This window comes from Singulisphaera photorubra (genome assembly GCF_045290345.1).
In the GTDB taxonomy this organism is placed as follows: Bacteria; Planctomycetota; Planctomycetia; order Isosphaerales; family Isosphaeraceae; genus Singulisphaera.
In genome coordinates this window covers 4,764,768-4,791,290 of sequence record NZ_CP155447.1, presented here as the reverse complement: position 1 = coordinate 4,791,290, position 26,523 = coordinate 4,764,768, and the positions used below count along the sequence as shown (strand labels likewise).

Here is a 26,523-nt window from a genome sequence, read left to right as displayed (position 1 = left end):
TCGAAATGACGGACGACCCGAAGGCCCATCCATGGTCCATCGAGCCGCTCGCCTTTTGTCTTGGGGCGGGTTGAAACCTCGCCTGTTTATTGTATCGGTCGTCTGGCCTGGAACACATGAATCAAATTGCCGGAGGGTGGGGCTAACCCGCAACTTGCTGTTGCCGGGAAAGAACCGATCCCGTCCGCCGTCCTTCGAGATGAATCGAGGCGTTTACCCAGTCGTGTCGGATCAGCGAGTCCCCCTCGATCGCGCATTATGCAACGCCAATGCCAGGCCCGCCCGATGGCTGAGGCCACGGGGTGTGAAACCCAAGGTCCGGCCTGCTTCGTCGCCGTAAAGACATTCCATGATCGTGCGATCATTCGTGGCATCGAGATAGGGGGTCAGGAGTTGTCGAGTGTAGTCGAGGTCTTCGGCATCAAGCGTCGGCGTGATACACCCGGCTCGGGCCATGGTATCTCCCTCCTGAATCAGGAAATCCCTAAGTGTGAGCGCTTTACCGTGCTGGTGGATGAAGGCCGTTCGGTGCACCGTCGTCTGCACCGATTCCCAGATCACCCGGACCGAGGCCGGCTCGCTCGACCAAAGGACGCCGGTTAACCAAGCTAGTTTGGGCGGGGTGGAGCGTCCTCGACCCGTGATCATGAAAAACTCGCTGGCGTAGCGATTGGTCCACCCGCCGCCGACATCGTCAGCCACGACCAGTCCCATCACAAAGCTCTTGACCAGATCCCCATGTTGGGATGACGCCTCATCAGCCGCTCGCGAGGCCACTTCTTCGGCCTCGAGGCCGAGCAACGCATCGATCAACGTGGCCACATGCTCCTTCGCCATCGGATTCAAAGCGACGAGCGGCGGGAGTCGGGCATCGTCCTGAGCGTCATTGAGCATGAGACGAAGGTAGGCCGAAAACCGGTCTCCTCCGAGCGGAACACGGTACAGGTCTCGTTGTTGCTGTAGCAGTGGAACGAAGTCGATCCGCATGCGTAAGCTCGCTTGAAGACGAACTGTTATTGTTTGAGCAGTTTTGTTTGACTCTGATGGTAATTAAACACTGGATGGCTTATGGATAATTAATTGTTTGTTGTATGCCAATTATGGTTTTATGGTTTTGATTAAAAGTTGTTGGATCAATCGGTCTCCGTAATGAGTCGATCGCAATCACTCCACGCCGTCGTCACGCACCTGAACTCAGATTATTGGACAGACAGTGGGAATGGCAAGTTCACCTTCACAAACGAGTCGTTCGTCGCAAAGCGATGAGCCCGCTGGTCGTAAGAATGCGAGCAGACTCGAGCGCCTGACGTCATCACTTCACGAAGATGTTGTGGCGGAGACCCCTTGATCTCGATTAACATTTCTCTTGAGCAGAGTGAATGTCACAGGGGCCGTCGCACGACACGAGACGTAGGCCGAGACGATGCTTGAGCTGAAAGTGAATGGTAAGCTCTACCGGGTCGATGTCAGTCCGGATACGCCGTTACTGTGCGTGCTCCGTGAGACACTCGGGCTGACTGGGACCAGATTTGGCTGTGGTATGGCACTTTGCGGCGTTTGCACCGTCCATCTCGACGGCGAGGCGATCCGTTCATGCATCACCCCTGTCTCTCGTGCTGTCGGCAAGGAAGTTGTCACGGTCGAAGGCGTTTCGGACGATCGCGGTTCCTCTCAGCAAGAGGCCTGGATCGCTGATGACGGGCCGAGGTGTGGTGCCTGCCAGTTGAGACAGGTCCTGGCCGTCGCCAGCCCGCCGTCGAAGGATGCACTTTCTCTCCAACTGGGTTCCGAGGAATCCAGAACCGGTAACATCTGCCGTTGTGGAACCGACCCACAGATCCAGCAAGCCACTCCTCGGGTAGCCGCGACCACGCTTGGAGACCGGATGAAGGAGAGCGGGGAGGCGTGAGCCCACTGGGGTTTGTAGCCGCCCCGCGAATTCGCGACAATCCGAGTGGCAAGGGAGCCGGCGCCACTCCCCGCACGCTACCGAAGCCCTGGCCTCAGTGAGCGTGTGCCTCAACGACATCGGTATCTTCGATCCCGTCCTCTTCGGAATCGAGCAGGTTCGCTGGCTTGGAGAATCGGTCGTTGAACCACTGGATCACGAAGTAGAAGACGGGAGTGAGGAAGATCCCGAAGAGGGTGACGCCGAGCATGCCGCTGAACACCGCCGTGCCCAGCGTCCGGCGCATCTCGGCTCCCGCCCCTTCGGAGAGGACCAGGGGCACGACGCCGAGAATGAAGGCGAATGACGTCATCATGATCGGCCGGAGCCTCAAGGCGCAGGCCTCGAGGGTCGCCTCGCGCCGGGGCACTCCCGCGTCGCGTCTCGATTTGGCGAATTCGACGATCAAGATGGCATTCTTGCAGGCCAGGCCGACCAGTACGACGAAGCCAACCTGTGTGAAGATGTTGATGTCCATCTTTGTGAAGAGCACACCGGCGACCGAGCAGAGCAAACACATCGGCACGACCAGAATGACGGAGAACGGGAGCGACCAACTCTCGTACTGCGCGGCGAGGACCAGGAACACGAGCACGACGGCGAGAACGAACACCATCATCGCCGTGGACCCGGTCTCGAGTTGCAGGAGGGCGAGTTCGGTCCATTCCGATCGCATCGATTGCGGGATCCCGTCTTTGGCGACCTTTTCCATCAGGCCGATCGCCTGGCCGGAACTCACTCCCGGAGCGGGATTGCCGTTGATTGCGGCGGCCGGATACATGTTGTATCGCATGACCAGGACAGGCCCGTTCATGTCGCGGATTTCCGCCATGGCTCCGAGCGGAGCCATGCCACCGCTCTTGTTGCGGATTTTGAGTTGTTTGAGGTCGGAAATCTGCTTTCGGTAGTTCGAGTCTCCCTGGACGTTGACCTGCCAGGTGCGGCCAAACTTGTTGAAGTCATTGACATAGAGCGAACCCAGATAAACCTGGAGTGTGTTGAACACCTCGCTCGTCGCAACGCCCATGGTCTCAACCTTGTTACGGTCGATATCAAGAAAGAGCCAAGGCGTATTCGCCCGGAAACTGGTGAACAGGCCCTCGAGTCCCGGGGTGTTGTTCCCCTCGCCCACGATTCGATCGGCCGCGGATTGGAGCGAGTCGAGACCGGTATCGCCGCGGTCTTCAATCACGAGTTTGAATCCGCCCGCCGTGCCAAGGCCCTCAATCGGGGGGGCTCCGAAGATATTGATGAGTCCGTCCTGGATCTCGTCCTGGAGCACCGTTTGAAGCTTGGCGGCGATTGCATCCCCGAGAGGTCGTGGGACTCGCGGTGCGAGAAGTCGTCCAACATGACGTACATGGCGCCAAAGTTGGGCGCGTTGGCGTTGAGTAAGATCGACTGCCCGGCGATCGCGACGGTATGGTTAACGCCCTTGACCTTGGCGGAGGCCACCTCGATCTGCTGCATCACGCGCTGGGTTTGTTCCAGCGAGGTGGAGTCGGGCATCTGGACGTTGACCAGGAGATATCCCTTGTCTTGAGTCGGGATGAAGCCGGTTGGAGTCTTCGAGAAACCGTAGTAGGTCAGATAGAGCAGTCCGCCGTAACCAATGAGCACGATGATGGATCCACGGAGCATGACTCCCACGATCCGAGTGTACGCGCCTGTGGCCGCGCGAAACCCTGCGTTGAAGCTTCGAAAGATCCCGCTCAGAATCCAGTTCAAGATCCCACTCACGATCAGGCCGCCGAGCGCTCCGGCTGTAACGGCGCCGACGAGAGCGACCCAAGAGATATCGAGACCGGGGAACAAGGTCGGATGAGCCTTCAGGTAGGTGGCGATTGGGGCCGTGAGGAACTTCGAGCCAAGCCAGCCGCCCAACAGGCCGTAGGCCGGGCGGGGCAGGGCTTCGCTGCCGCCCTGTTCCCGTGATCGCAAGAGCAGGGCCGCCAGGGCCGGGCTGAGCGTCAACGAGTTGAACGTCGAGATCAAGGTCGAGGTCGCGATGGTCAAGGCGAACTGACGGAAGAACTGGCCGACGATTCCACCGATAAAGGCGCAGGGGACGAAGACGGCCGTGAGCACCAGACCGATGGCGATGACCGGCCCGGAGACCTCCTCCATCGCCTTGGCGGTCGCATCACGGGGCGAGAGGCCGGACTCGATATGGTGTTCAACCGCCTCGACGACGACGATGGCATCGTCGACCACGATGCCGATGGCCAGGACGAGCCCGAACAGTGTGAGGTTGTTCAGGCTGAACCCGAGTGCCGCCATGATGGCGAAAGTGCCGACGATTGCCACGGGAACGGCGATTAGCGGAATTACGGCCGACCGCCAGTTCTGAAGAAACAAGAGAACAACCACGGCCACCAGGATCACCGCATCGCGTAAGGTCTTGAAGACCTCATTGACCGATTCGGTAATGAACGGTGTCGTGTCATAGACAATCGCATAGTCGAGCCCGGTCGGGAAACGGCCCTTGAGCTCTTCCATTTTGAGCCGGACGAGTCGGGCGGTTTCCAGCGCGTTGGAACCGGGCCGCTGGTAGATCGAGAGGGCCACCGACGGCTTGCCGTCGAGGGTACAACTCTGGTCATAACCCTGGGCGCCGAGCTCGATCCTGGCGACGTCCTTGAGCCGAACGATTCGCCCCTCGGCATCGGTTTTGAGAATCATGTCGGCGAACTGGTCGGCGTCGGTCAATCGCCCGAGGGTACTCATCGTGTATTGAAACACTTGCCCGGTAGGGACCGGGGGCTGGCCGATCTGGCCGGCGGCGACCTGAGAGTTTTGCTGCTCGATCGCGCGGGTGACATCGCTCGAAGTCAGGTTGCGAAACGACATTTTGCCTGGATCCAGCCAGACCCGCATACTGTAGTCGCGCTGACCGAGGTAGGTGATATCGCCGACGCCTTCAAGGCGAGCCAACTCGTCACGGAGCTGAATCGTGGCGTAGTTGCTCAGGTAGAGGTTCTCACGAGTTCCGTCCGAGGAGAACAGGTTGACGATCATGAGAATACTGGGAGACTTCTTCTTGACCGTCACACCGCGTCGTTTGACCAGGTCGGGAAGGATCGGTTCGGCCAGCGACTCCCGGTTTTGCACCAGCACCTGCGCCATGTTCAGGTCGACGCCGATCCGGAAGGTGATCGTGAGTTTGTACATGCCGTCGTTCGTGCATTGTGACGACATGTACAGCATGTTCTCCACGCCGTTGATCTGCTGTTCGATCGGTGCGGCCACGGTGTCGGCCACGACCTGCGCGTTCGCGCCGGGGTAGTAGGCCGACACTTCCACCGTTGGCGGCGCAATGTCCGGGTACTGCGCGATCGGGAGCGTGAACACGGCGATTCCGCCGGCCAGCGTGATCACGATCGAGAGGACCGTGGCGAAAATGGGCCGATCGATAAAGAATCGTGAGAACATAGGGAGATATTACCTCTGCGTCAATGGCCCCTCGGGGCAGGAGGCAAGGTTGGCCCTAGCCGTTCGAGGGAGGCGGAGTCTCGTGTACGTGGGGGGCCATTCCGTTGGTCTGCGTGATGGTTGGTCCGGGGGCGGAACCGTTCCCCTTGGAGTCCACCAATGCCTGCTCCGAGTGGTGCTCCGCCCCATTCCTCGGTGTCGACGCGATCGAAGCCAGTTCCCTGGATTCGGCCTTGGATAAAATCGGGATATGGCCATTGGTGTCGTGGCCATTCGAGCTTGGCGAGGCGATGGAGAGGCGACGGGAGCGTCGGCCGAGCCTTCTGAGGAACCGCAAGGACAGGATCCCGAGCAAAGCTTCGCTGACCCGCTCGATCCACTTCAGGTGAAGCAGCCGCGACCCGCTCAGTCGGTCAATCACGTAGAAGAAGACTGGGGTCAGGAAAATCCCAAAGATAGTCACCCCGATCATCCCGCTGAAGACGGTTGTCCCGAGGATCCGCCTCATCTCGGCGCCCGCCCCGTGCGAGGTGATCAACGGAACGACCCCCAGAATGAACGCGAGAGAGGTCATCACGATCGGCCGTAGCCGCAACCGGCAGGCTTGCAAGGTGGCTTCGCGAGGCGATTCCCCTTGGTCACGTAACGACTTCGAGAACTCGACGATCAGGATCGCGTTCTTGCTCGCCAGGCCGACCAGAACCACGAATCCGATCTGCGTGAAGATGTTGATGTCCGAGCCGGAATAACGGACGCCGATGATCGAACCGAGCAGGCACATCGGAACGACGAGGATGACGGCCAGCGGCAGCGACCAGCTCTCGTATTGTGCGGCGAGGACCAGGAAGACCATCACCACGGCGAATCCAAAGACGATCATGGCCGTATTGCCTGCCTGAATCTCCAGGTAGGCCAGTTCGGTCCATTCGGTGGCCATCGACGGCAGTAACTCGGCTTTGGCCAGGCGCTCCATGAGCTCGATACCGGTACCTGAGCTCACTCCCGGTGCCGAGCTTCCATTCACGGGCGCGGCGGGGTACATGTTGTATCGAGTGAGCACGAGCGGGCCGGTATCCTCGCGGATATCCGCGAGCGCCGCGACCGGCACCATGGTCCCCTTGGCGTTGCGGACCTTGAGCCGCTTGGCGTCGTCAATCGAATTTCGGAACTTGGAGTCGGCCTGAACGATGACCTGCCAGGTACGGCCGAAGCGGTTGAAGTCATTGACATAGAGCGAACCGAGATAGATCCGCAATGTGTCGAACAGGTCTTTCAACTGGACTTCTTTCGCCATGCACTCCTTGCGGTTGACCTCCGCATAGAGTTGCGGGACGTTGGCGCGAAAGACTGACGTCAACCCGACGAGGGCCGGTTTCTGAGCCCCTTCCTTGGGCGGTTCCTTGGAGCCCCCGAGCCACTTTTGGAGCCCGTCGAAGGGGGAATCGGTCGCGACTTCGACCTTGAGGTTTTTCGCCTGGTCGACCAGGTTCTCGGTCTGCCCCTGCAAGGTGCGTGACCCAAGGTCGCCTCGATCCTCGACCATGAGCTTGAAACCGCCCGCTCGGCCGACTCCGCGGACCGGAGGCGGTCCGAGAACCGTCATAATTGCCTCGGGGACGTCGTTCTCGTACCGCTCGCGGAGCTTCTTGGCGATGAAGTCGCTGGAGAGATCTGGTGTCCGGCGCTTGGAAAACTCGTCGAGGATCACGAACATCGAACCGAAATTCGATCCGTTGGCACTGAGTAAGAGCGACATCCCGCTCGTCGATTGCGTGTGCTTGACCCCAGGGATCTCGTGCGCGATCTTTTCGAGCCGGCCCATGACCGCGGCACTTCGCTCCGATGCAGCCGAGTCGGGAAGTTGGACATTGACGAGCAGATAGCCCATGTCCTGCGACGGAATGAATCCCGCAGGTGTGTGTTTCAGGCCCCAGTAGGTGAGATAGAGCAGCCCACCGTAGCCGATCAGTACGAGAAAGGAGAGCCTGAGCATCCAACCCACAGTGCGCGTATAAGCTCCCGTGCCACGTTGAAAGACCCAGTTGAAGACATCGAAAAAGGCTCCGAACAGCCGATTCAGGAGCTTGGAGACGAGCCAGCCCACGGTCAGCCCGGCTGCGGTGGCCAGTAGGAACACGGTCCATGCCGCGGCTGTGTGCTGATGAATGAGCCGAGGGGCGATCATCGGGGCGAGATACTCCCAGCCCAGCCACCCTCCCAAGAGCGCATAAGCCGGTCGAGGCAACGCCTCGTTGCCTCCCTGCCCCTTCGGTCGGAGCAGGAGCGCGGCCAGAGCCGGACTGAGGGTCAACGAATTGAACGTTGAGATCAGGGTCGAGGTCGCGATGGTGAGTGCGAACTGGCGGAAGAACTGACCGACGATGCCGCTGATGAAGGCGCAGGGGACGAAGACGGCCGAGAGGACCAGGCCGATGGCGATAACCGGTCCGGAGACCTCCTCCATCGCCTTGATCGTTGCCGCTCGTGGATTTAGCCCGCGCTCGATGTGGTGCTCGACCGCCTCGACCACCACGATGGCGTCGTCGACCACGATGCCGATGGCCAGGACCAGCCCGAAGAGGGTCAGGTTATTGAGAGTGAAATCCATCGCGATCAGCACGGCGAAGGTACCGACGATCGCCACCGGCACGGCGATCAGTGGGATGATTGACGATCGCCAACTCTGGAGGAACAGGAGGACGACCACCGCGACCAGCACGATGGCTTCACGCAAGGTCTTGAAAACTTCTTCGATTGACTCTCGAATGAACGGCGTGGTGTCGTAACGGATTTCGTACTTAACGCCCGGAGGAAAATCGGCGGACAGTTCCGCAATTTTCGCTTTCACGACGTCGGCAACGTCGAGGGCATTCGCGTCGGGGAGCTGAAAGACCGCCAAGCTCACGGTGGGGTTGCCGTTGACCCGACCGCTCACGTCCTCGTTCTTGGAGCCGAGCTCGACGCGGGCGACATCCTTGATCCGGACGACTCGGCCCTCGGGCGTGGCCCGGACGATGACATTCTCGAATTGCTCGACCTCGACCAGCCGACCCATGGTGCTCAGCGTGAGTTGGGTTCTTTGGCCGGACGCCACCGGGGGTTGTCCGATCTGTCCGGTGGCCACCTGCATATTTTGTGATCGCAAGGCCGCGACCACGTCGCCGGCCGTCATACTTCGCGCGGCGAGTTGCTCGGGATCGACCCAGATCCGCATGCTGTAGTCGCGCTGACCCATCATGTTGACGTCGCTGACGCCTTTCACTCGGGCCAGCTCGTCTTTAATGTGCATGAGCGCGTAGTTGCTCAGATAGAGCTGATCGCGGCTCGAGTCAGGAGAATTGATCGCGATCGCCATCAAGATGTCGGGCGACTTCTTGCGTGTGGTCACGCCGGTCTGCTTGAGGACATCCGGTAGGCGAGGGATGGCCAGGCTGACACGATTTTGCACGAGGACCTGGGCCACATTCAGGTCCACGCCGTGCTTGAAGGTCACCGTGAGGTTGTACGAGCCGTCGTTGGTGCATTGTGACGACATGTACATCATGTCTTCGACGCCGTTAACCTGCTCCTCGATCGGCGTGGCGACGGATTCGGCGACGACCTGAGCGCTAGCGCCCGGGAAGCGGCAGTCCACCTGCACGACGGGAGGGGAGATGGGGGGATAGAGCGCAATCGGCATCGCGAAGAGAGCGATCGCACCCGCCAGCGTGATCATGATCGAGAGGACCGAGGCGAAGATCGGTCGATCGATGAAAAAGCGCGAGATCAAAGCCGAATCTCCCTCTTTGGGTTACGACATCACCCTTGGCTCTCGGCACCCTTCTGATTCGCGGGCGTGGTTCCTGAGCCCCAAATGCTGGTGGATCGTGCCGCCCCGTATCGCGTTTTGAGAGTCTGCGCTGCGGCGATTCATGAAGCCGTACTATTCACGCGACGCCTGGGTGGACTTCGAGGGCGCGTTTGTACTCTGAAAGGCGTCGGCGGAAGAGGAGGGGGGGGGAGGAGCATCTTCCCAGATTCGGGTCTCGACTTTCGCACCGGGCCGGACACGCTGATGGCCTCGGACAATCACGAGCTCGTTCGGCTCAAGGCCTTCCTCAATCACCCGGAGGCCGCCGATGGTTCGGCCCACTTTCACCGTGCGGTCGACGACGATCTGCTCCGTCTCCGACTCGCTCTTGGCCCCCTTCTTCTTCTCGTTCTTGACCACGTAGAGATACTTCCGGCCCTGGTCGGTGGCGATCGCGTCTTCGGGGATCAGTGTCTCTTTATGCGCGGTGCCAATCGGCAGCCGGACCCTGGTAAACAGGCCTGGGGAGAGCACTCGCGAGTTGGTGTTCGGCGTCTTCGGATTATCGATGATGCCGCGAACTCGCAAAGTTCCAGTGCTGGGATCCACCTTGTTATCGCTGAAGTTGATCGTCCCACGATGGGGAAATCCGTCCTCATCGGAAAGTCCGATCAGCACGGAAACCTCTGCCTCCGCGCGGGATTTCACTCGGCCTTCGCGGATCAAGCGACGAATTTTGAGGATGGTTCGCTCGTCGATATCAAAGTTGACGTACATCGGGTCGAGCGAGACGATCGACGTGAGGATCGTCTCATCGGCCTTCACGAGGTTTCCCGGGTCGACCATGCGGCGGCTCAGCCGACCGCTGATCGGGGCCTTGATCTTCGTGAACTCGACGTTGAGTTTGGCCAGGTCGCGCCCCGACATGGCGACGCCGACCATCGCGAGCGCCTCGGCCCGGTCGCCGATGTATTTGTCATATTCTTCTCGGCTGATGTTGCCGCGACTAAAAAGATTCTTGGCGCGGCGGAGGTCGGCATCCAGCCGGTTCAGGTGGGCTTCTCCTTGAAGGATCGTTGCCTCCGTCCGTGCGAGCTCAGCCTCGTAAGGACGGGCGTCGATCTCAAACAAGAGGTCGCCTTCCTTGACCTCATCCCCATCCTTAAAGCTGACTTTCTCGAGATAGCCAGTGGCTCGCGCCCGGACTTCAACGGAGAAGACGGCCTCCGTCCTTCCGGTGAAGTCTTCATAGTCGGTCACGTCATCCGTGATGGCCGGGCTGACCACGACCGTGGTGGGCTTGGTCTGCACCATCTTCGGTTTCTCAGCTTCGCACCCGAGAATTGCGAGGCAGCATGCAGGAATCAGAAGGAGTGCGTGTGCTCGATTCATAAAGGATAAGCTCCGACGATGATTACCTGGACTATGCTGTCAACTCGGGTCCTGCGTCCCTGAGTTGTTCATCTTGAGGTTGATCTTTCCAAGCTCTCAACGAGACTAGAAGGCGTCAAAACCAAAGACCTCGGCCCATTTTTAAGCGGGCAAACTCTGATTCAAGCATGCCTGCGGTGTGAATTATGAGGAGCCATTGCATTGCGCGCCCGCCTCAGTTCGAAGGCCTCGGTCTCAGGGCCAGGGCGAGCGGTAACCCTTTGCGGCATCGACTCATCCGCCAACGCACGCTTGGTTGATTCGCTGGCGTTCCGACTCGCTTAAAATCCCGTAAAAGACCACGTCAAGAATATCTTTCGCCTGCTGCTCAGATGGCTTTTGCTGACCACTGAAATAATTTGTGAACATGGTACCATAGAGCAGGTTATTAATGATGTCCGTGATCCGCTCGACGGGGATTTCTCGAACCCGTCCTTCCACAATCAGTGAGCCAAACAGGATTCGCCACCGCACGACATTGGTATCTTGGTGTTCGAAGTAGGTCGATTTCTTGCGATCTTTGAAGAGGGCCCGCTCCTGAACCAGAAGCTCTACGAATTCAGGGTGCTTCACGAAGAAGGCCAGGTAGGCGCGGATGGCCTGGGCCACGCGATCGAGCGGATCTTCGATCTCGGCGATCACGAAATCGACACGCTGCCGGAGCCGACGCATCACCCGATCGACGGCGGCGAGGAATAGTTCGCGCTTGCTGGGGAAATAGCGGTAGAGGGTCCCTTTGCCAATCTGGAGCTTCTCTACGAGAACCTGGGTCACGGTGTCGGAGAAGCCATGCTCGGCGAACAGTTTTGTCGCCGCTTCGAGGATTTCCTCGCGACGCCCACACGGAATCGCTTCGTCGCCTTGTTCTGTTCTCAACCCGCTCTCGGTTGTGTGATTCAAGGCAAGGCTCCGCGTCGTGAACTGACTCGAATTTCGGTTGCCCCTTGTGAGATCAACGTCTGGATCGTCCTGGGCCTAGTTCTGATTCAACCGCTCCCAGCAGGCTGATCAAGAACCGCTCGACCATTCCCCTCAAGGTCAGCGGCCTGAATCGCCATTGGGAATCAGGCAGAAACGAACAAAAAAGGGGCGATCGAGGCGAGTCATCCGGGCAGGGGGGGGATGGCCGACCGGCGGCAGGTATGGATCATCGAACCGTCTCTTCTCTTGCTCCCGAGACCTTTCGGAAACAAGTCGCCTCGCTTCAATACAAAGCCATTGCGAGAGACCAGCAGAGCACGACGAGGCAGGTTTGAATCAGGTCCAGGTGCGGACTGACCAGTCAGTCCGTGTAAAAATCATAGTCAATGACGCCCGTTCGTCAATCGTCAAGACTCCGAACCGGCTCATTTTGGGGTTGATGGGGGGACTTGTGGATCCAGGTTTGAGCCAATCGGAACCCACGAAGTTTGCTGGCAGGGTTTACCGTGATCTCGCCGGCGGGGCCTGCCGGGCTACTGGAAATTGTTTTCGCAAAGGCGTAGCCCGGCCGGTGGAAGTCCGCTCTGGGGCATCCCGATACGCGAGTTACTGGGTGATTCCAAACGAGCAGGCGGTCGTCATCGCTCGTTGGTTTCCGGTCTGGATTTCAACGTGGCGGTAGGCCGAGTCGCTCGCGGAGGTATTGCCCCGTGTGACTCTCGGGCGACTCGGCCACGTCGTTTGGAGTCCCCATCGCGACGATCCGGCCGCCGCCGTCTCCCCCTTCCGGTCCCAGGTCGATCACCCAGTCCGCCGTTTTGATGACATCGATATTGTGCTCGATAACGACGAGTGTGTTTCCGAGGTCGGCCAGCCGGTGCAGGACTTTGAGTAGGCGGTCGACGTCAGCAAAGTGGAGGCCGGTCGTCGGCTCGTCGAGGATGTAGAAGGTTCGGCCCGACGCGGAGCGGCCGAGCTCGGCGGCGAGTTTGACGCGCTGGGCTTCGCCACCGGAAAGTGTCGAACTCGACTGACCGAGGGTGACATATCCGAGCCCTGCTTGATGTAACGACTCGATTCCCGGTCGGACCTTGGGCTGGGCGTCGAAGACGTCGAGGGCCGCATCGACCCGAAGGTCGAGGACGTCGCCGATCGAGAGACCTTTGAAACGGACTTCGAGCGTCTGCCGGTTGTATCGCTTTCCTCGGCAAGTGTCGCAAGTAACGAACATATCGGGAAGGAAGTTCATCTCAATCTTGCGGACCCCTTGACCTTGGCATCCCTCGCAACGGCCCCCTTTGACGTTGAAGCTGAATCGGCTAGCGGCATAGCCTCGAGTCTTGGCCTCGCGGGTTCGCGCGAAGACTTTGCGAATCTCGTCGAAGACTCCGGTGTAGGTTGCTGGGGTCGAACGCGGGCCGCGGCCGATCGGGGCCTGGTCGATCTCAATCAACTTATCGACGGACGCCAAGCCTTCGATCCGTTGGAAAGCTCCCGGTTTCGGTCCGCCATTTCCGAGGGCACGTCGCAAGGCGCGGCCGAGCACGTCGTTGACCAGCGTACTCTTGCCCGACCCACTGACTCCGGAAACACCGATGAGTGTGCCGAGAGGGAACCGGGCATCCACCCCCTGGAGGTTCCGTTCCGTCGCCCCGACGACCTCGATCGACCCCGGGCTCCGTGCGAGTCGTCGGGCTTCAGGGACCGCGCTCACAACTTTGCGGAGCAAGTAGTCGGCGGTCGCCGACTCTCCCACCACGTTGAGTGCATCAGGAGGCCCGGTCGCAACGATTTGGCCCCCCTCCGGCCCCGCGCCCGGGCCCAGGTCAATCAGCCAATCGGCCGCGCGGATGGTGGCCTCATCATGCTCGACGACCACGAGGCTATTGCCCTGGTCGCGGAGTTGTTCCAGGCTCGCCAGGAGCTTTCCGGTATCGCGGGGATGAAGTCCGGCCGTGGGTTCGTCGAGGATGTAGCACACGCCCACCAGTCCCGAGCCGATCTGGGTGGCGAGGCGGACCCGTTGGAGTTCGCCTCCGGAAAGAGTGTCGGAGCCGCGTGCCAGGGTCAGATAACTGAGTCCCACGCGTTCGAGAAACTCGATTCGGTTGATGATTTCCGGGACAAGTGGAAGGCCAATGGGCGCCAGGGCGGCCTCGAATTGGAGATTGGCGACGAACTGGCGGGTCTCCGGCAGTGGACAAGTCAAGATTTCATGAATCGTTCGTCCGCCCAGAGTCACGGCTCGGGCCTCGGGGCGGAGTCGGGCTCCTTCACAGTCGGGACAGGTCGTCTGATCGCGAAAGTGCCCCATCGCGGTCCGGCGTGCCTCCGTTTTCGCGGCGTTGAACTCGCGTTCGAGTACCGCGGTCAGACCGACGTACTCCAACTCGGGCTCACCGGCGAAGAATCGGCGAAAGGTCTTCTCCGGCCAATCGGCGAGGGGGGTATTGCGGTTCAGTCGGCTTCGTTTGAGAAGGGCGGATAACCCTGGATCCAGGAGAAAATCGTCCTGGGCACTGGATCGCACTCCCATCCAAGGGGCGATGGCTCCATCGGCGAGTGATCGTCTGCGATCGGGCACCACGAGTTCGGGATCGAAGGCCGAGAGCGTTCCCAGGCCGTTGCAAGTGGCACAGGCGCCGTGCGGGCTGTTGAAGCTGAAGGTGCGCGGTTCGAGTTCCTCGAACCCGGTGCCACAGGAGGGGCAGGCGTATTTGACGCTCAGCACCAGGTCGTCCCACGCCTCGTCCGATTGGGCAGAGAGGATGACGGTGCCGTCGCCGAGTTTCAGGGCAAGGTCAATGCTCTCGGCCAGCCGCGGTCGGATCCCCTCGCGAACCACGAGCCGATCGACGACGGCCTCGACGTGGTGGGCGCGGTTCTTCGCGAGCTTGGGCGGGTCTTCGGTCATTTCGACGATCTGTCCGTCGACCCGAGCGCGGAGCAAGCCCGCCCGCCGGATTGCCTGAAAGGCCTCGCGATGCTCGCCTTTTCGGCCCCGGACCAACGGAGCGAGCACCAGGACTTTTCGTCCCTCGCGCATGGCGAGGACCCCTGCCACCATTTGCTCCGGAGTCTGGCGGCGGATTGCTTGACCGCAGCCTGGACAATGCGGAATTCCGGTGCGGGCATAGAGCAGGCGAAAATAGTCGTGAATCTCGGTCAAGGTTGCGACGGTGCTCCGAGGATTCACCGCCCCGGCGCGCTGGTCGATCGAAACGGTGGGCGGTAGGCCCTCGATCAAGTCGACGTCGGGCCGTTCCAATTGATCGAGAAACTGGCGGGCGAAGCTGGTGAGGCTCTCGATGTACCGTCGCTGACCTTCGGCATACAAGGTGTCGAACGCCAGTGAGCTTTTTCCGGAGCCGCTGACCCCCGTCAAGACCACGAGCCGATCGCGCGGCAGGTCGATATCGATGTTGCGGAGGTTGTGGACCCGCGCGCCTTGAATGCGAATCCGATCGACGCCGGTTGAATCCGACTTCACGCGGGAGGGACGATCCGTCATTCCCCAAGCTCTCCTTAACGACCACCGACCTTCTGAGCACGAATCCGCCGCCAACCCTTATCAGCCTACAGCCTCTTGGGAAAGAGTCGCAAGTTGGGCGACGGGCACTTCCCGACCTAGAAGGTTCGGGTTACACTCAACCTCGACGCAATCGACTTGCTCACCTCAGGATCGGGTTGCCTCGGAAACCACTCGAGGCGAATCAGGGATCGCTCAACGTGAATCATCCGACTTCTGTCGTTCGACGTCTGTCTCAGGCCCTGACTCTTGTCGGGCTTCTGGTTGGAACGTCGGCAAGGGCACAACTGCCGACGGCCGAGGAACGACTCAAGATCTTGACCGATCCCGATAGTCTGAAGGCCAAGGTCGAGAAGGACAAGACGAGGCCACCTCTCGAACTCTTTCGGTCGCAGATCGCCCCTTTCGATATTCTGCCGTTCGTCAAGGCGAATCACTGGAGCACCCTCTCGCTCGAAATGCGGTCGAACTACGACGATTACGTCGGGATGCTCCATTCCTCACCCGTCCGGATGCTTGGCATGCCCCGCGAGGGGGAGCTCGCGGTCGAAGCGCCTCAAGAAGTGGTCTATCGTCGCGAGGTCCGGCTGCTCAAAGAGCAGCGTGCGAGACTCGGGCTGCAGATCTTGATGCCGCGCATTCCCAAGGAATTAGGGCTGGAATTGACGAGGCCCGAGGCGATTCGGGCCGACGAGATCTGGCAGGCGAGCCTCAGGGTGCTCGAACCCTTCCAGATGTTGATCCTCGTCCTGAGCAAGGACGAGACCGACCTCTATTCCCGCTGGAGCCAATTTCAGGCGATGGCTCCGCTTTCGGCCGATCGCGACGATGCCCAGGTGTTCGACAAACAGCGCTATTACCGGATGGTCTTGCCGATGGAGAGCGGTCAATTCCCGCTCTCGCCGCATCCGCTCACCTGGACCACCTTGAGCCACATCATCTGGGACGGTCTCCCTGCCGAACGCCTCACGCCCGCTCAACAGCAAGCCATGCTCGATTGGCTCCACTGGGGCGGCCAATTGATCCTGATCGGTGGAGCCCGACCCTCGTTCGCGGCGTTGGATGACAGCTTTCTCGGTCCTTATCTGCCGGCCTCCCTGTCGGGAGAAAGTGAGCTTCTGAACGAAAACGATTTGAAGCCCCTGTCGGATGCGTTTCGCCCGATCATTCCGTACGCGGTTCGCGAAGAGCCGATGCCCGCGCCCATCGTCGAGTCGGATGTCCCCGGCCGCCAGCACGCTTACCTTCCCCCGGAACCGATTCATCCCGCCTCGAATCGGCCGGTCTACCTCGCCGGACTGCGCCCGAACCCCGGCGCCTCGACGCTTCGCCTGGGTGAATCGAGTGATCGGATTCTCGGTGTGGAGCAACGTGTGGGCCAAGGTCGAATCCTGATGCTCGCGCTCAATCCGACCGACCCGGCGCTGGTCGCCTGGCCGGGGCTCGATACGTTCGTGCGGCGCGTCATTCTTCGCCGGCCGGAGGATAACGTATTCAGCTGGGGAGGCTGGAACGGGCGAACCTTCGAATCGGCCAAGTTCAGTCCGCTCCTGGGTCCCGACCTGAGCTGGTTCCGGATTCTGAGCCGAGATCTTGGTGCCTCGCTCCCGAGGCCGAATATCAAGTCAACCACCAATCCGGTGGGAGAGACTGGTGAGTCGAATTCGGACCCGATGGCGACGATCGGGGGTGAGTCGTCCGCCGAGAATGCCGCGAACGCCGCATCAGCGGTTGCCGAATGGGTGGATTCCTCGGCTCTGCCGAGAATGAGCCGTGACGCGCTCGAGGAGGCCTCGGGGATTTCGATCCCGAGTTCCGGCTTCGTTCTCAAGGTGATCTTGGCCTATGTGTTCGCCCTGGTTCCCTTGAACTGGCTGATTTGCCGATACGTTTTCGGGCGTCGCGAGTGGGCCTGGGTTGTAGTCCCTGTGTTGTCGCTCGGGTTCGCCATCGGGGTGGAGCGCGCCGCGGCTTACGACATGGGCTATGACATGGCCTGCGACGAAATCGATGTTCTGGAAACCCACGGCGATTATCCAAGGGCGCATCTCAGTCGATTCGCATCCTTGTATACGACGGGGCGGATCCGCTTTACCATCTCCTTTCCCAACGACCCGACGGCGCTGGCTTTGCCGCAAGATAACGGCCGTTCGCTTCGCGGCGAGGATATCACATCATCGAGCTGGCAATCGCAGCCGGTTCCCGCGCTCGAGGGGTTTCAGGTCCAACCTCGCAGCCTCTCGATGTTCCGTGCCGAACAGATGGTCAACTTGCCGGGAGCGATCACTCTCGTGACCGACCCTGAAGGGCGGCGGATCGTCAATTCGAGTGATCTGGAGTTGAAGGACGCAACCGTGGTTGAGGTGATCGGGCCCAACGACCGGAAGCAAACCTATCTGGGGACGATCAAGCCGGGGGCCACCGTCCCATTGACGGCGCAACCGGTTCCGCGGGCTCCTGCGATCGCCAAGGGGCAGCTCAACCCGACCCCGTTTTTGCAAGCCTTTCAGACCCACGCCGAGAATCGTCCCGAAAATCAAGGGGAGATCCGGCTGGTCGCTTGGTCGCCGAAGGTCATTGCGGGCGAGAAGTTTGAGCCCGCCGTTGATCGGCATCGCGGCTTCACCGCTGTGGTCGTCCATCTGCAAAATGGCCCCCCTCCCGCGCCCTCGGGCCCGCGGTTTGATTACCTGGCACGTCGTGTGGACAAGGTGACCGTTGCGCCAGAAGCGGCCCAGCAGTCGACCATGCCCTTGAACGGAAGTGCCCTTTCTCGGATGTTAGGGCGATCTCAGGGTCGTCTCCAAACTGCTGCGCCACCAGCCCCTTCTCGCGGCGGGGTGAAGGCTTCACCAAAATCCAACGTCCGCCAGCAGAAGGATCGTCCATGATCGAGGTGATCAACTTCACCAAGCGTTACGGCGATTTCGTGGCGGTCGATGATTTGAGCTTCTCCATCGGTAAGGGGGAGGTTTTCGGATTCATCGGCCCCAACGGTGCCGGTAAGAGCACGACCATCCGATTTCTCGCCACCTTGCTCCGCCCGACCTCAGGCGAGGGGCGGGTCTGCGGACACTCGGTGGTCAACGATCCCATGGCCGTGCGCCGGGTGATCGGGTTCATGCCGGACGACTTCGGCGTTTATGATGGAATGAAGGTCTGGGAATTTCTTGATTTTTTTGCCGTCGCCTACGAAATCCCATATCACTTCCGGAAGAAGATCATCGGCGAGGTTCTCGAGCTTCTCGACCTGACCCATAAACGGGATGATTATGTCAATGGTCTCTCGAAGGGAATGAAGCAGCGGCTCTGTTTGGCCAAGACGCTGGTCCACGATCCGCCCGTCCTGATTCTTGATGAGCCGGCTTCCGGGCTCGATCCCCGCGCTCGCCTCGAGATGAAAGCGCTGCTCAACGAGCTGCGCGGGATGGGGAAGACGATCCTGGTCTCCAGCCATATCCTTTCTGAACTGGCCGACTTTTGCACGTCGATCGGGATCATCGAACGAGGGAAACTGCTGGCCGCCGGGAGCATCCAGGAAATTCAGCGGCAGTTGCGCTCGCATCGGGTGCTCAAGGTTCGCGTTCTCGATGAGACGACGACCCGCGCGGCCTCGATTCTCGGCGATGATCCGGCCGTGCGTACGGTGGAGTCATTCGATCACACGCTCACAGCCGAATTTGAAGGGCAGGATGAAGACATGGCGCGACTTCTAGGGCGCTTGATCGGCGAGGGGGTGCAAGTCAACTCGTTCGCCGAAGAACCCCTGAGTCTTGAAGAAGTCTTTATGATGATTACCAAGGGGATTGTCAACTAGTCGTGTGAGCTTGCAGACAGTGCCAACCATGGTGGTGTCGGATCCGGCGTGCTTGCGGTGAGGCTGAGCGAGCCAGAAGCCCTGGGCTCGGGAATGGGCCTGGCTTCATTGGGTTTGGTCCGTCGGACGTAGCGAACCTTTCGGAACTTCCTGGATTGATCTTCGATGCTGTTTCGCGACAACCCCGTCCTGACGCGTGAGCTGCTCGTCAATCTGCGGTCCCCTCGCGCGTTCGTGTTGCAGCTGATCTACGTTCTCTTCCTCGGCGCGCTGGTCTATTTTTACTGGCCAGCCGATTCCGCGGGGGGACGACAGGTGGGGTCGGGGGTGGCTCGTCGCTTGTTCGAGCTTTTTTTCCTCGGCCAGTTCTTTCTCGTGGCGTTGGTGGCTCCCACGTTCGCGGCCGGGAGTATCACGGGTGAGAAGGAGCGGAAGACTTATGAGATGCTGCTGGCCAGCCCGCTCAAGCCGTTCAACATCCTCACCGGCAAGCTGCTGAGCTCGCTCAGCTACCTGATCATCCTGATCCTCTCCAGCCTGCCGCTCATGATCCTCTGTTTCCTGCTCGGCGGGATTCTCTTGTCCGAGATCGCTCGCGCTTACGTGGTCTTGATCCTGGCGGCCGGCACCTTCGGCCTCCTGAGCGTCGCCGCCTCCAGCTTTTTCGGACGGACCAGCTCGGCCCTGATGGTGAGCTACCTGGTGATCCTCCCGCTGGCGGTTCTCTGCGTGGCGCTGACTCGGACCGATCCCAACGACCCTCGCGCTCGTGAGTTCGTCTCGTTCATGACGGTCTCGGTGCTTCCGCCCTGGTGTCTCGCCATCTGGACGGTGGTCGCAATCGTAATCAATCGCCGGTTGCTCAGGCCCCCTGACGTCGGGAGTGAGGGGAAGGATGTGATCGACGAAGAGGAGGAAATGAAGTACGCCATTGGCGTCGTGATCGATCGCGACCTCTTTCCCGATAAGCTGTTCGCCCCTGCGAAGCGAACCGACCTGATGCCCGATGGGACCAATCCTGTTCTCGACAAGGAACTACGAAGCGAGATCTTCAGCCAAGGGACGCTGATGCTCCGCGTCGTCATCCAGGTCAGCATGCTGCTGTCGATACCGCTGATGGCTGCGCTCTTGTTCCTTCGCTCGGACCGGGCGGGCTACTACGTGGCGTATGTCATCACGTTCAACCTTCTGGTCGGTCCCGTTTTCTCGGCCGGGAGCATCACCCAGGAGCGTGAGCGTCAGACCCTGGCACTGTTGCTGACGACGTTGCTCGGCCCCGGCCGAATCATCCTGGCCAAGCTCCTCGCCGCGCTCCGGGTGTCGACGGTCCTGACCTTTCTGCTGACCGAGCAACTCCTGCTCGCCTATTTCTTGCTGCAAGAGCTTTGGGACCGGTTCTGGACCCTGATCGTCTTCCTCTTGATTATCGCGACGACCTGCCTGGCGACCACGACGATCGGTCTCCTTTGCTCATCCCTCTCGCGGAAAACCTCGGTCGCAATCGTTTTGACCTACATGTCATTGCTGCTCTTATTTGTCGGTCCCGTCGGCTTGAATTACTATTTGCAAGGGTTTTCGTCGATCAGCGAAGAGAGGCTCGCGGCCCTGACCGTGACGAGCCCCTATTCGGCGGCGTTCAGTATTCCGATGACGCCCAACAAGCTCAACGGCTTCTCGAACGACAACCCAGCGCTTCCCCCGTCCATCAAGGTGGAGATGATCCCGGGCGTCCCCTTGCCGGTTTGGGCCAACTTTCTTCTGCTCTATCCACCGGTCTGTCTGCTGCTGTTCGGCGTGACCTATCTCGCGTTTCGCTGGCGCTGGTGGCGTGCCGGCACCGGGGCGTGAACGACGAAGAGTGTCATGTTCCCTTATCGATTCTTTATGCCTGGCTCGCGTTCGAGGCTGATGCACGATGCCGCGTCAAAGTAGGGAGTAGGGCCGCTGCTGTCTCTATCAGCACCATTGACAAAAGCGAATCGCAATATTTGCAATCGCATATGAGTGTTGTTCTCGAACGTAGCTAGTCGCCACAACCCAACCGGAATGGGGTGCCAGCGCCCCAGGCCAGGGGGATCTCGCACTGTGTCGGCCCGGAACCAAAACTCGTTCCGTCTGGGTATCAGGTAGCTCTAATCTTAACAGTTACCACTTCTCACCAGAGGAGAAGGGCACCATCAGTGACCACGCACTTCAATTGGGCGATCTGGGGGGGATTTAGTAAAACGGCGAACCTGTCCAGGAGTCTTGACAGCTTACTCAAGTCTCCTGGTGTGCCCTGTTTGGGTGCATGGCCACCGACTGCCCCCGTTTCGCTCTTTCTCAGGCTTCGAGCGTAGTTTTCATCGTGTTGAGGCCCTGCTGAATCATCTCGGCAATCGGCTCAGCCACCGCGTTGGGGAGGACATCCGCGATCCAAACGAGCCGGCAGGTGCCGTCGTCTTCCTCAAAGACCTGGATCGATGCGTTGTGATGCGTAAACGGCGCGCCGCGAGCGGACCATACATGACGAAATGCTTGATCATCGACATCGACGATGATCTCGCGGATCGTCATCCCATTCCCAAATGTCAGGTATCGCGAGTCGCCCTCGAGCTTGCAATCGACGACGAATCCGGGGACCAACCGCTTATGAATTGCACCGACGTCTCGGATGGCGTCCCAGACGAAGTCTCTCGATTTATGGACGTGAATCTCTCTGCGGATGCTTGCCATGGCCTCTTCGATATCCCCTTGTGTTTTTTTTGCGCGACCCCGGAAGCCAAATTTCAGTGAACAAAAGTACGCTTCCCAGGGGTTGGCTGTCAACCCACCTAGCGGCTGACTCCTAGCTGGCCAGTTTGGATCAGAAGGGGACCTCGGACCTACTGCTACTGTAACCGATCGCTTCTCAGGCCGGTTGAGTTTTGATATCCTGAATCATGGTAAGGAGATGGAATCCGAACGGAGATCCTCTCCTGTCACTTCTGGATCACCCCCGAAGCTCAAAGAGGGACCATCAGGGGCATGCACTTCAATTGGGGGGGGCTGTAAATTTAGCAAATCTGCAGGCCTGCCCACGAGTCTTGGTAGCTTGCTCATGCCTCCTGGTTTGCCCTGTTAAGGTGCATGGCCACCGAGTGGCTCTAAGCGGCCGGACGTAATCTTTCAGGAGATTTTGATGGAAGGTTCTCCCCGTAGTTGGAGAACCCGCTCTCCACGGCGTTCCGCAAGTCACTGCGTGTCGTAAAGCTTCGCTGAGGGATCTCCTGATGCTTCACCTGTCGGAACACCGATTCGATCAGGTTCAACTCCGGGCTATACGGCGGCAGGTAGTAGAGGTAGATCCCCGAAGCGGCCAACGCCTGGCGGGCCTGTCGCATCACCGTGCTGGTGTGGAAACTGGCATTGTCCAGGACCACGACGCGTGGGCGGTTCGACCATGGCAAGGCCTTCAAGAAGCCCAGCAAGTCATACGAATCCCAGGTCCGTTCAGCCGTGAAGACTTCGAGTCGTGGCTTGCGTCCGTAGGGACGGTAAGCGGCCATCGCATTGACCCGTCGCCCTTGCGGTGCCTCGTAGCTGTGAACGTCGGTCGAAAAACGTAGCGCGCGCCGGTTGAAAAGCGTAGCGCCCGGTAAACAGATGTTACCTGTCTGAGCTCAGGTCGTCCACAGGGGACGATCGCTCAGCGACTCGACTTTCGTTCACAGGACTCGTGCTCGACACCTTCCTTTCACGATTCAAGCCATCCGGAGTGACGCGGCGACGCTTTGCCTCCTTGAGGCGATAACTCTCACTGCCCGTCTCCACGATGTGGCAGCGGTGCGTCAGGCGATCCAACGCAGCGGCCGTCAAGCTCGCGTCCAACAGGACTTCCGTCCAACGCTCGAACGGAAGGTTCGTCGTTACGATCAAACTGAATCTTCATATGCTGTGCTGATCACATCAAAGAGCAACTCCGCTCCTACCTTGCTCGCCGGTACGTAACCCAGTTCGTCGAGCACCAGCAGGTCCAGCTTGTTCAACTGCCCTTCAGCCTCGCCAGTTGGTGTTGATCCGTGCCTCCAGCAGGCTCGTGATCAGTTCGGTCACCCTCACGAATCGCACACGCTTGCCTCGCTGGCATGCCTCCACGGCCAGCGATGTCGCCAGGTGCGTCTTCCCGTACCCGATGCGCCGACCAACAGCACATTCTCACGCTTGTCAATGTATTCGCATCTTGAAAGATCGTGCAACAAAATCTCGGGATCACCGACTGGGCCGCGAACTCGAATTCTCCCAGAGTCTTTACCGCGGGAAACCGCGCCCTTCAGTCGGCGCCGCCGCCTTCGCTCCCGCTCGATCAGTTCCAGTTCGCACACCGCGACAGATAACCCAGATGGTCCACCCGTTCACTCGCGCACTGCCGGGCGACCTTCTCGCACTCCGCCCAGATCGTCGGTAGCTTCAAAGACCTCAGCATCGGCTTCAAACGGACCAAGTCTCCTGGCGTCGAACTTGACTTGCTCATCGCGGCACCTCCCCGCACAACGAGCGGTAGCCGCTCAGGTCTGGCTCCGGGACGCTCACGCGTGGCAAGTGGGGAAGGCCTTCCAGATCCAATGTCGCCGTCGGCCGATCCCGGCGGTGCTCCAAGATTAACCGCACTCCGTCGGCTGCCGACACCTCCAGACTCAAGGCCTGCTCGACCGCCGCGGTCAACTCCCCAAGCGTGGCTTGTTCCAGGAGTCGCAGGACTCGGATGTACTCGACCTGGCCACGCGGCCCCTCGTCCTCGGCCAGGCGGAGCCGGAGTGCCGCAAAGCACTCCGGCAACTCCCAGCCCTCCAGGGGCAGGGCGAAGTCCAGTGCCCCGGGCTTTCGCTCCAGCAAGCCCAGATAATGGATTGGATCGAAGATTGTCCGACAGCGATCCCAGGATCGAGGATGGTTGGCAACGATTGTTCCGGTCGTCTCCACCCGCACCCGCTCTACATCCGCCACGACGGTCAGACGCCGATGCGCGTATCGAGTCGGGACCGAGTAATCGTTGCGATCGAATCGTACCAGCGACAACGAATTGGCCCGGACTGACTCCACCTGGCGGATGCTCAACGGCTCCTTGGGAATGGCCAACAGTTCGGCTCGCTCCCGCTCCAGGAGTTGGGCATTGGTCAGCGTCTGGCCTCGCGTCGTGCGTTCCAGGTCACTCCGGCAGCTCTCTTCCAAGCGTGCATTGAGCGCGGCGAAGGAATCGGCCTCGGGGACCGGCACGAGGAAGTTACGCCGCGCGTAGCCTAAAAGCGACTCAACATGTCCTTTTTCGTTGGGGGAACGAACACGACAGAAATGAGATTCAAACAAGTAGTGACTTTTCATTTTGAGGAACTCGGTGGTCACGCCCTCCCCCCGGTGGCCGAGAATCCGAGCCACGGCGATCCGGGTATTGTCGTAGGTGATCCGACGGGGTATGCCGCCGAAGCACTCGAAGGCGAGGCGATGTCCCTCCTGAAAGGTGAGCGTGCATTCCCGCGGGAAGACGGCGCAGAAGATCGCATCGGAATGGGTGAGCGTCATGACGAACATCGCGGCCGTGGAGGATTGTCCAGCGATGTTGATGACGGCGCGTCCGAAGTCCGCTTGAGCGTCGCCGGGCCGGTGGACCAGGGGGAGGAACGCTTCGGCTTGCCCCTCCCGCCAGGCTTGGACGACGCCTTGAACCATTGTCAATCCACCAAGATAGCCATGTTCATTTCTAAGGCGTTGAAAGATGCGACGAACGGTATGCCGCTGCTTCCTCGGCGCCTTGCGGTCATCCTGGAGGATTTGATGGATGATCGGTAAGAACGGCTCAAGTTTGGGGCGTGAACGCGGCAGGTTCTGGCGATAGCCTGGAGGCTCATTATGGAGGAGGATCTTTTGGAGGGTGTCCCAGTGGATGTCGAACTCGCGGCAGATGGAACGTTTGCTCTGCCCGTCCACGAGGACGCGACGGCGGATCTCGGCCCAGTTTTGCATGTGTGTGAACACCCATAGACCTCGCGACGCGTGGGGTATCGAGGCGAAACAGTGTTCACCTTGGTGTACCAGACGCCACGAGTGGATCTATGAGCGCTACGTTTTTCGACCGAACATCGGAGACCGGCGAGCGCTACGTTTTTCGACCGACGTTCACACTCGTAGCGAATCAGCTTGCGTTGCTTCGGCAACGACCAGCTATATCCGACCGGCAGGGTGGGAGAGAAGCCGCACTCGTCGAGGTAGTACAGCGTCAAATCCCCGGCGGCCGCCTTGGCTTTGAGGTTGTCCAGGATGCGACCGGCTCGCTCCACTTTGACCGGATCCTGCTTATGCTTCAGGCTCCAGACCGTGCGATGGTAGCTGGCCTGGATTCGCTTGAGGTGGCGGCGGATCTGCCTGGAACCGAGGACTATCCCCTGCTCGGCGAGGGCTTGGCCGAGTTGCCGACTGGTCCAGGTTCGCTCCTCGGCGAGCAAGCGTCTCAACTCCTCGGCCACCCGGTCGAGGTGGGCGGTGTTCGGGTCGGGTCCCGAGCGAAACGGGTACAACGCGTCGAGGCCGCGGGCCAGAAACGCCCGGAGCAGGTCGCGAACAGTCTGGCCGCACACCCCCAGGTGGATGGCGATCCGAGGGGGCGACCAGCCCGCGTCGGAGAGGAGGATCATCTCGACACGGTCACGGACCCGCGGCGGGATCGGGTTCCGCCGCAAGGTTTGGATTTCATCACGGGTTGCGTCGTCAATTGGTGTGTGAATCATACAGAATTATAGGAAGACCAAGTCCACCCGCTTAGTATCAATCTTTCAAAGGTACAGCGTGATGGTGCCGGGCCTAGCAGGCTCTTAGGTTATGGGTTCTTTGGCGAATATTGATATTAGGGCATTTGTTGGGTTTTGAGGCGTGGGGCGTTTTGTCTGACGAATGGTTTGACGCGATATGAGAACGCTCTTCGGCACAAAGTTACACACTTGCCTGTCGAGATCACGCCTGAGTGACCACCCAGGTGACTAATGCTGCTGGTACGCGGGGACAATTCTGCTAGTGTGGCGGCTTTGGGAGGCTTCGGACCATGAGTGAGCTGGACTGGATTTACCAGAGAATCTTGATGTGCGGGCTGGTATCGGTTCGCAAGGCGTTGCGCCTCGGCGAGTATGAATACTGCAAATGCGAAATTGAGCATCTTCACGAACTGCCGACGCTGATCGGAGAAGAGAATATCCGCAGGCATAAATACTATGCCACTGGAACGAGAGAACTATACAAAAGGTGTCTGGGCGTAATTAGCAGCGAATTCACACGCAATCATATCGAGTCAGCCTATGTTGGTTATTGGAGAGATCTCGACAGAATCCTTGAAAACGAGGGACATAATTCTAAACTTTTGTTTGTCTGATGCAGTGATTATCGGAATTCGCGTTTACGTTGCATACGCGGCCGAAAAACCATCAGTGGCCACGCCCTTTTTTTGGGGGGCTGGGGGATTTAGGAAAACGGCAAGCCTGCCTACGAGTCTTGACAGCTTACTCTAGACTCCTGGTATGCCCAGTTTAGGGGCATGGCCATCGAGTCGTTTGGTGCCATGTTCAGCAACCGCAGGACGCCACCGGCGATCCGTAGGGAAACGTAGCGGCCGACACAGAGATGACCGACGACGGAGGTCGGTGGAAGTGTCG

General features: G+C 59.8%; 15 protein-coding genes and 3 pseudogenes. 5 read left to right on the top strand and 13 right to left on the bottom strand.

The window, feature by feature from the left end:
* Positions 1 to 231: 231 nt before the first annotated feature.
* Entirely contained in the window at positions 232 to 987 is a 756-nt protein-coding gene (locus tag V5E97_RS18055) for a hypothetical protein (protein WP_406700679.1), read from the bottom strand.
* 436 nt (positions 988 to 1,423) lie between these two features.
* Here V5E97_RS18055 and V5E97_RS18050 point away from each other — a divergent pair, with 436 nt between their 5' ends.
* Positions 1,424 to 1,909, top strand: a complete 486-nt coding sequence (locus tag V5E97_RS18050; RefSeq protein ID WP_406700678.1) for a (2Fe-2S)-binding protein — start codon at positions 1,424 to 1,426, stop codon at positions 1,907 to 1,909.
* 94 nt (positions 1,910 to 2,003) lie between these two features.
* Here V5E97_RS18050 and V5E97_RS18045 read toward each other — a convergent pair.
* The 5 genes and pseudogenes from V5E97_RS18045 to uvrA form a co-directional block, all read right to left on the bottom strand.
* A pseudogene (locus V5E97_RS18045) lies at positions 2,004 to 5,380 on the bottom strand (efflux RND transporter permease subunit).
* Positions 5,381 to 5,435: 55 nt separating this feature from the next.
* Positions 5,436 to 9,149, bottom strand: coding sequence for an efflux RND transporter permease subunit (locus tag V5E97_RS18040; protein ID WP_406700677.1), 3,714 nt, complete (start codon positions 9,147 to 9,149; stop codon positions 5,436 to 5,438).
* 153 nt (positions 9,150 to 9,302) lie between these two features.
* A complete protein-coding gene (locus V5E97_RS18035; protein ID WP_406700676.1) occupies positions 9,303 to 10,484 on the bottom strand; it encodes an efflux RND transporter periplasmic adaptor subunit in 1,182 nt (393 codons plus the stop codon).
* Between the two features lie 351 nt (positions 10,485 to 10,835).
* Positions 10,836 to 11,501: a TetR/AcrR family transcriptional regulator gene (locus V5E97_RS18030; protein WP_406700675.1), complete on the bottom strand. Its 666-nt coding sequence runs from the start codon at positions 11,499 to 11,501 to the stop codon at positions 10,836 to 10,838.
* Between the two features lie 688 nt (positions 11,502 to 12,189).
* Complete coding sequence (gene uvrA, locus V5E97_RS18025; protein ID WP_406700674.1) at positions 12,190 to 15,033, bottom strand: excinuclease ABC subunit UvrA; 2,844 nt, start codon at positions 15,031 to 15,033, stop codon at positions 12,190 to 12,192.
* A gap of 218 nt (positions 15,034 to 15,251) precedes the next feature.
* On the opposite strand from uvrA, the gene V5E97_RS18020 reads away from it, so the two are divergent.
* The 3 genes from V5E97_RS18020 to V5E97_RS18010 all read left to right on the top strand — a co-directional run bounded on the left by V5E97_RS18020 (position 15,252) and on the right by V5E97_RS18010 (position 20,716).
* Positions 15,252 to 17,942, top strand: a complete 2,691-nt coding sequence (locus V5E97_RS18020) for a hypothetical protein (RefSeq protein ID WP_406700673.1) — start codon at positions 15,252 to 15,254, stop codon at positions 17,940 to 17,942.
* Positions 17,939 to 18,868 carry an ABC transporter ATP-binding protein gene (locus V5E97_RS18015; RefSeq protein ID WP_406700672.1) on the top strand — a complete coding sequence of 310 codons (930 nt, stop codon included), beginning with the start codon at positions 17,939 to 17,941 and terminating at the stop codon, positions 18,866 to 18,868. Before V5E97_RS18020 ends, V5E97_RS18015 begins: the two co-directional genes overlap by 4 nt.
* A gap of 165 nt (positions 18,869 to 19,033) precedes the next feature.
* Entirely contained in the window at positions 19,034 to 20,716 is a 1,683-nt protein-coding gene (locus V5E97_RS18010; protein ID WP_406700671.1) for an ABC transporter permease subunit, read from the top strand.
* Between the two features lie 474 nt (positions 20,717 to 21,190).
* On the opposite strand, the gene V5E97_RS18005 is transcribed toward V5E97_RS18010, so the two are convergent.
* The 7 genes and pseudogenes from V5E97_RS18005 to V5E97_RS17975 all read right to left on the bottom strand — a co-directional run.
* Complete coding sequence (locus V5E97_RS18005) at positions 21,191 to 21,583, bottom strand: SRPBCC family protein (protein ID WP_406700670.1); 393 nt, start codon at positions 21,581 to 21,583, stop codon at positions 21,191 to 21,193.
* 410 nt (positions 21,584 to 21,993) lie between these two features.
* Positions 21,994 to 22,395 (bottom strand): transposase, encoded by a 402-nt coding sequence (locus tag V5E97_RS18000; protein WP_406700669.1) that lies wholly within the window; start codon positions 22,393 to 22,395, stop codon positions 21,994 to 21,996.
* Between the two features lie 100 nt (positions 22,396 to 22,495).
* Positions 22,496 to 22,854: pseudogene (locus V5E97_RS17995) on the bottom strand (ATP-binding protein).
* 28 nt (positions 22,855 to 22,882) lie between these two features.
* Entirely contained in the window at positions 22,883 to 22,984 is a 102-nt protein-coding gene (locus V5E97_RS17990; RefSeq protein WP_406700668.1) for a hypothetical protein, read from the bottom strand.
* A gap of 208 nt (positions 22,985 to 23,192) precedes the next feature.
* Positions 23,193 to 23,360, bottom strand: coding sequence for a hypothetical protein (locus tag V5E97_RS17985; RefSeq protein WP_406700667.1), 168 nt, complete (start codon positions 23,358 to 23,360; stop codon positions 23,193 to 23,195).
* Positions 23,357 to 24,847: an IS21 family transposase gene (istA, locus tag V5E97_RS17980; protein WP_406697947.1), complete on the bottom strand. Its 1,491-nt coding sequence runs from the start codon at positions 24,845 to 24,847 to the stop codon at positions 23,357 to 23,359. The genes V5E97_RS17985 and istA overlap by 4 nt, the downstream gene beginning before the upstream one ends.
* 578 nt (positions 24,848 to 25,425) lie before the next feature.
* Positions 25,426 to 25,515: pseudogene (locus tag V5E97_RS17975) on the bottom strand (helix-turn-helix domain-containing protein); the annotation flags it as partial.
* Between the two features lie 404 nt (positions 25,516 to 25,919).
* On the opposite strand from V5E97_RS17975, the gene V5E97_RS17970 reads away from it, so the two are divergent.
* Complete coding sequence (locus tag V5E97_RS17970; RefSeq protein ID WP_406700666.1) at positions 25,920 to 26,243, top strand: hypothetical protein; 324 nt, start codon at positions 25,920 to 25,922, stop codon at positions 26,241 to 26,243.
* Positions 26,244 to 26,523 lie beyond the last annotated feature (280 nt).

Coding starts and splice junctions, on each gene's coding strand:
- V5E97_RS18055 (WP_406700679.1), bottom strand. CDS start 987: ATGCGGATCGACTTCGTTCCACTGCTACAGCAACAACGAGACCTGTAC.
- V5E97_RS18050 (WP_406700678.1), top strand. CDS start 1,424: ATGCTTGAGCTGAAAGTGAATGGTAAGCTCTACCGGGTCGATGTCAGT.
- V5E97_RS18035 (WP_406700676.1), bottom strand. CDS start 10,484: ATGGTGCAGACCAAGCCCACCACGGTCGTGGTCAGCCCGGCCATCACG.
- uvrA (WP_406700674.1), bottom strand. CDS start 15,033: ATGACGGATCGTCCCTCCCGCGTGAAGTCGGATTCAACCGGCGTCGAT.
- V5E97_RS18015 (WP_406700672.1), top strand. CDS start 17,939: ATGATCGAGGTGATCAACTTCACCAAGCGTTACGGCGATTTCGTGGCG.
- V5E97_RS18010 (WP_406700671.1), top strand. CDS start 19,034: ATGCTGTTTCGCGACAACCCCGTCCTGACGCGTGAGCTGCTCGTCAAT.
- V5E97_RS18005 (WP_406700670.1), bottom strand. CDS start 21,583: ATGGCAAGCATCCGCAGAGAGATTCACGTCCATAAATCGAGAGACTTC.
- V5E97_RS18000 (WP_406700669.1), bottom strand. CDS start 22,395: ATGGCCGCTTACCGTCCCTACGGACGCAAGCCACGACTCGAAGTCTTC.
- V5E97_RS17985 (WP_406700667.1), bottom strand. CDS start 23,360: ATGAGCAAGTCAAGTTCGACGCCAGGAGACTTGGTCCGTTTGAAGCCG.
- istA (WP_406697947.1), bottom strand. CDS start 24,847: ATGCAAAACTGGGCCGAGATCCGCCGTCGCGTCCTCGTGGACGGGCAG.
- V5E97_RS17970 (WP_406700666.1), top strand. CDS start 25,920: ATGAGTGAGCTGGACTGGATTTACCAGAGAATCTTGATGTGCGGGCTG.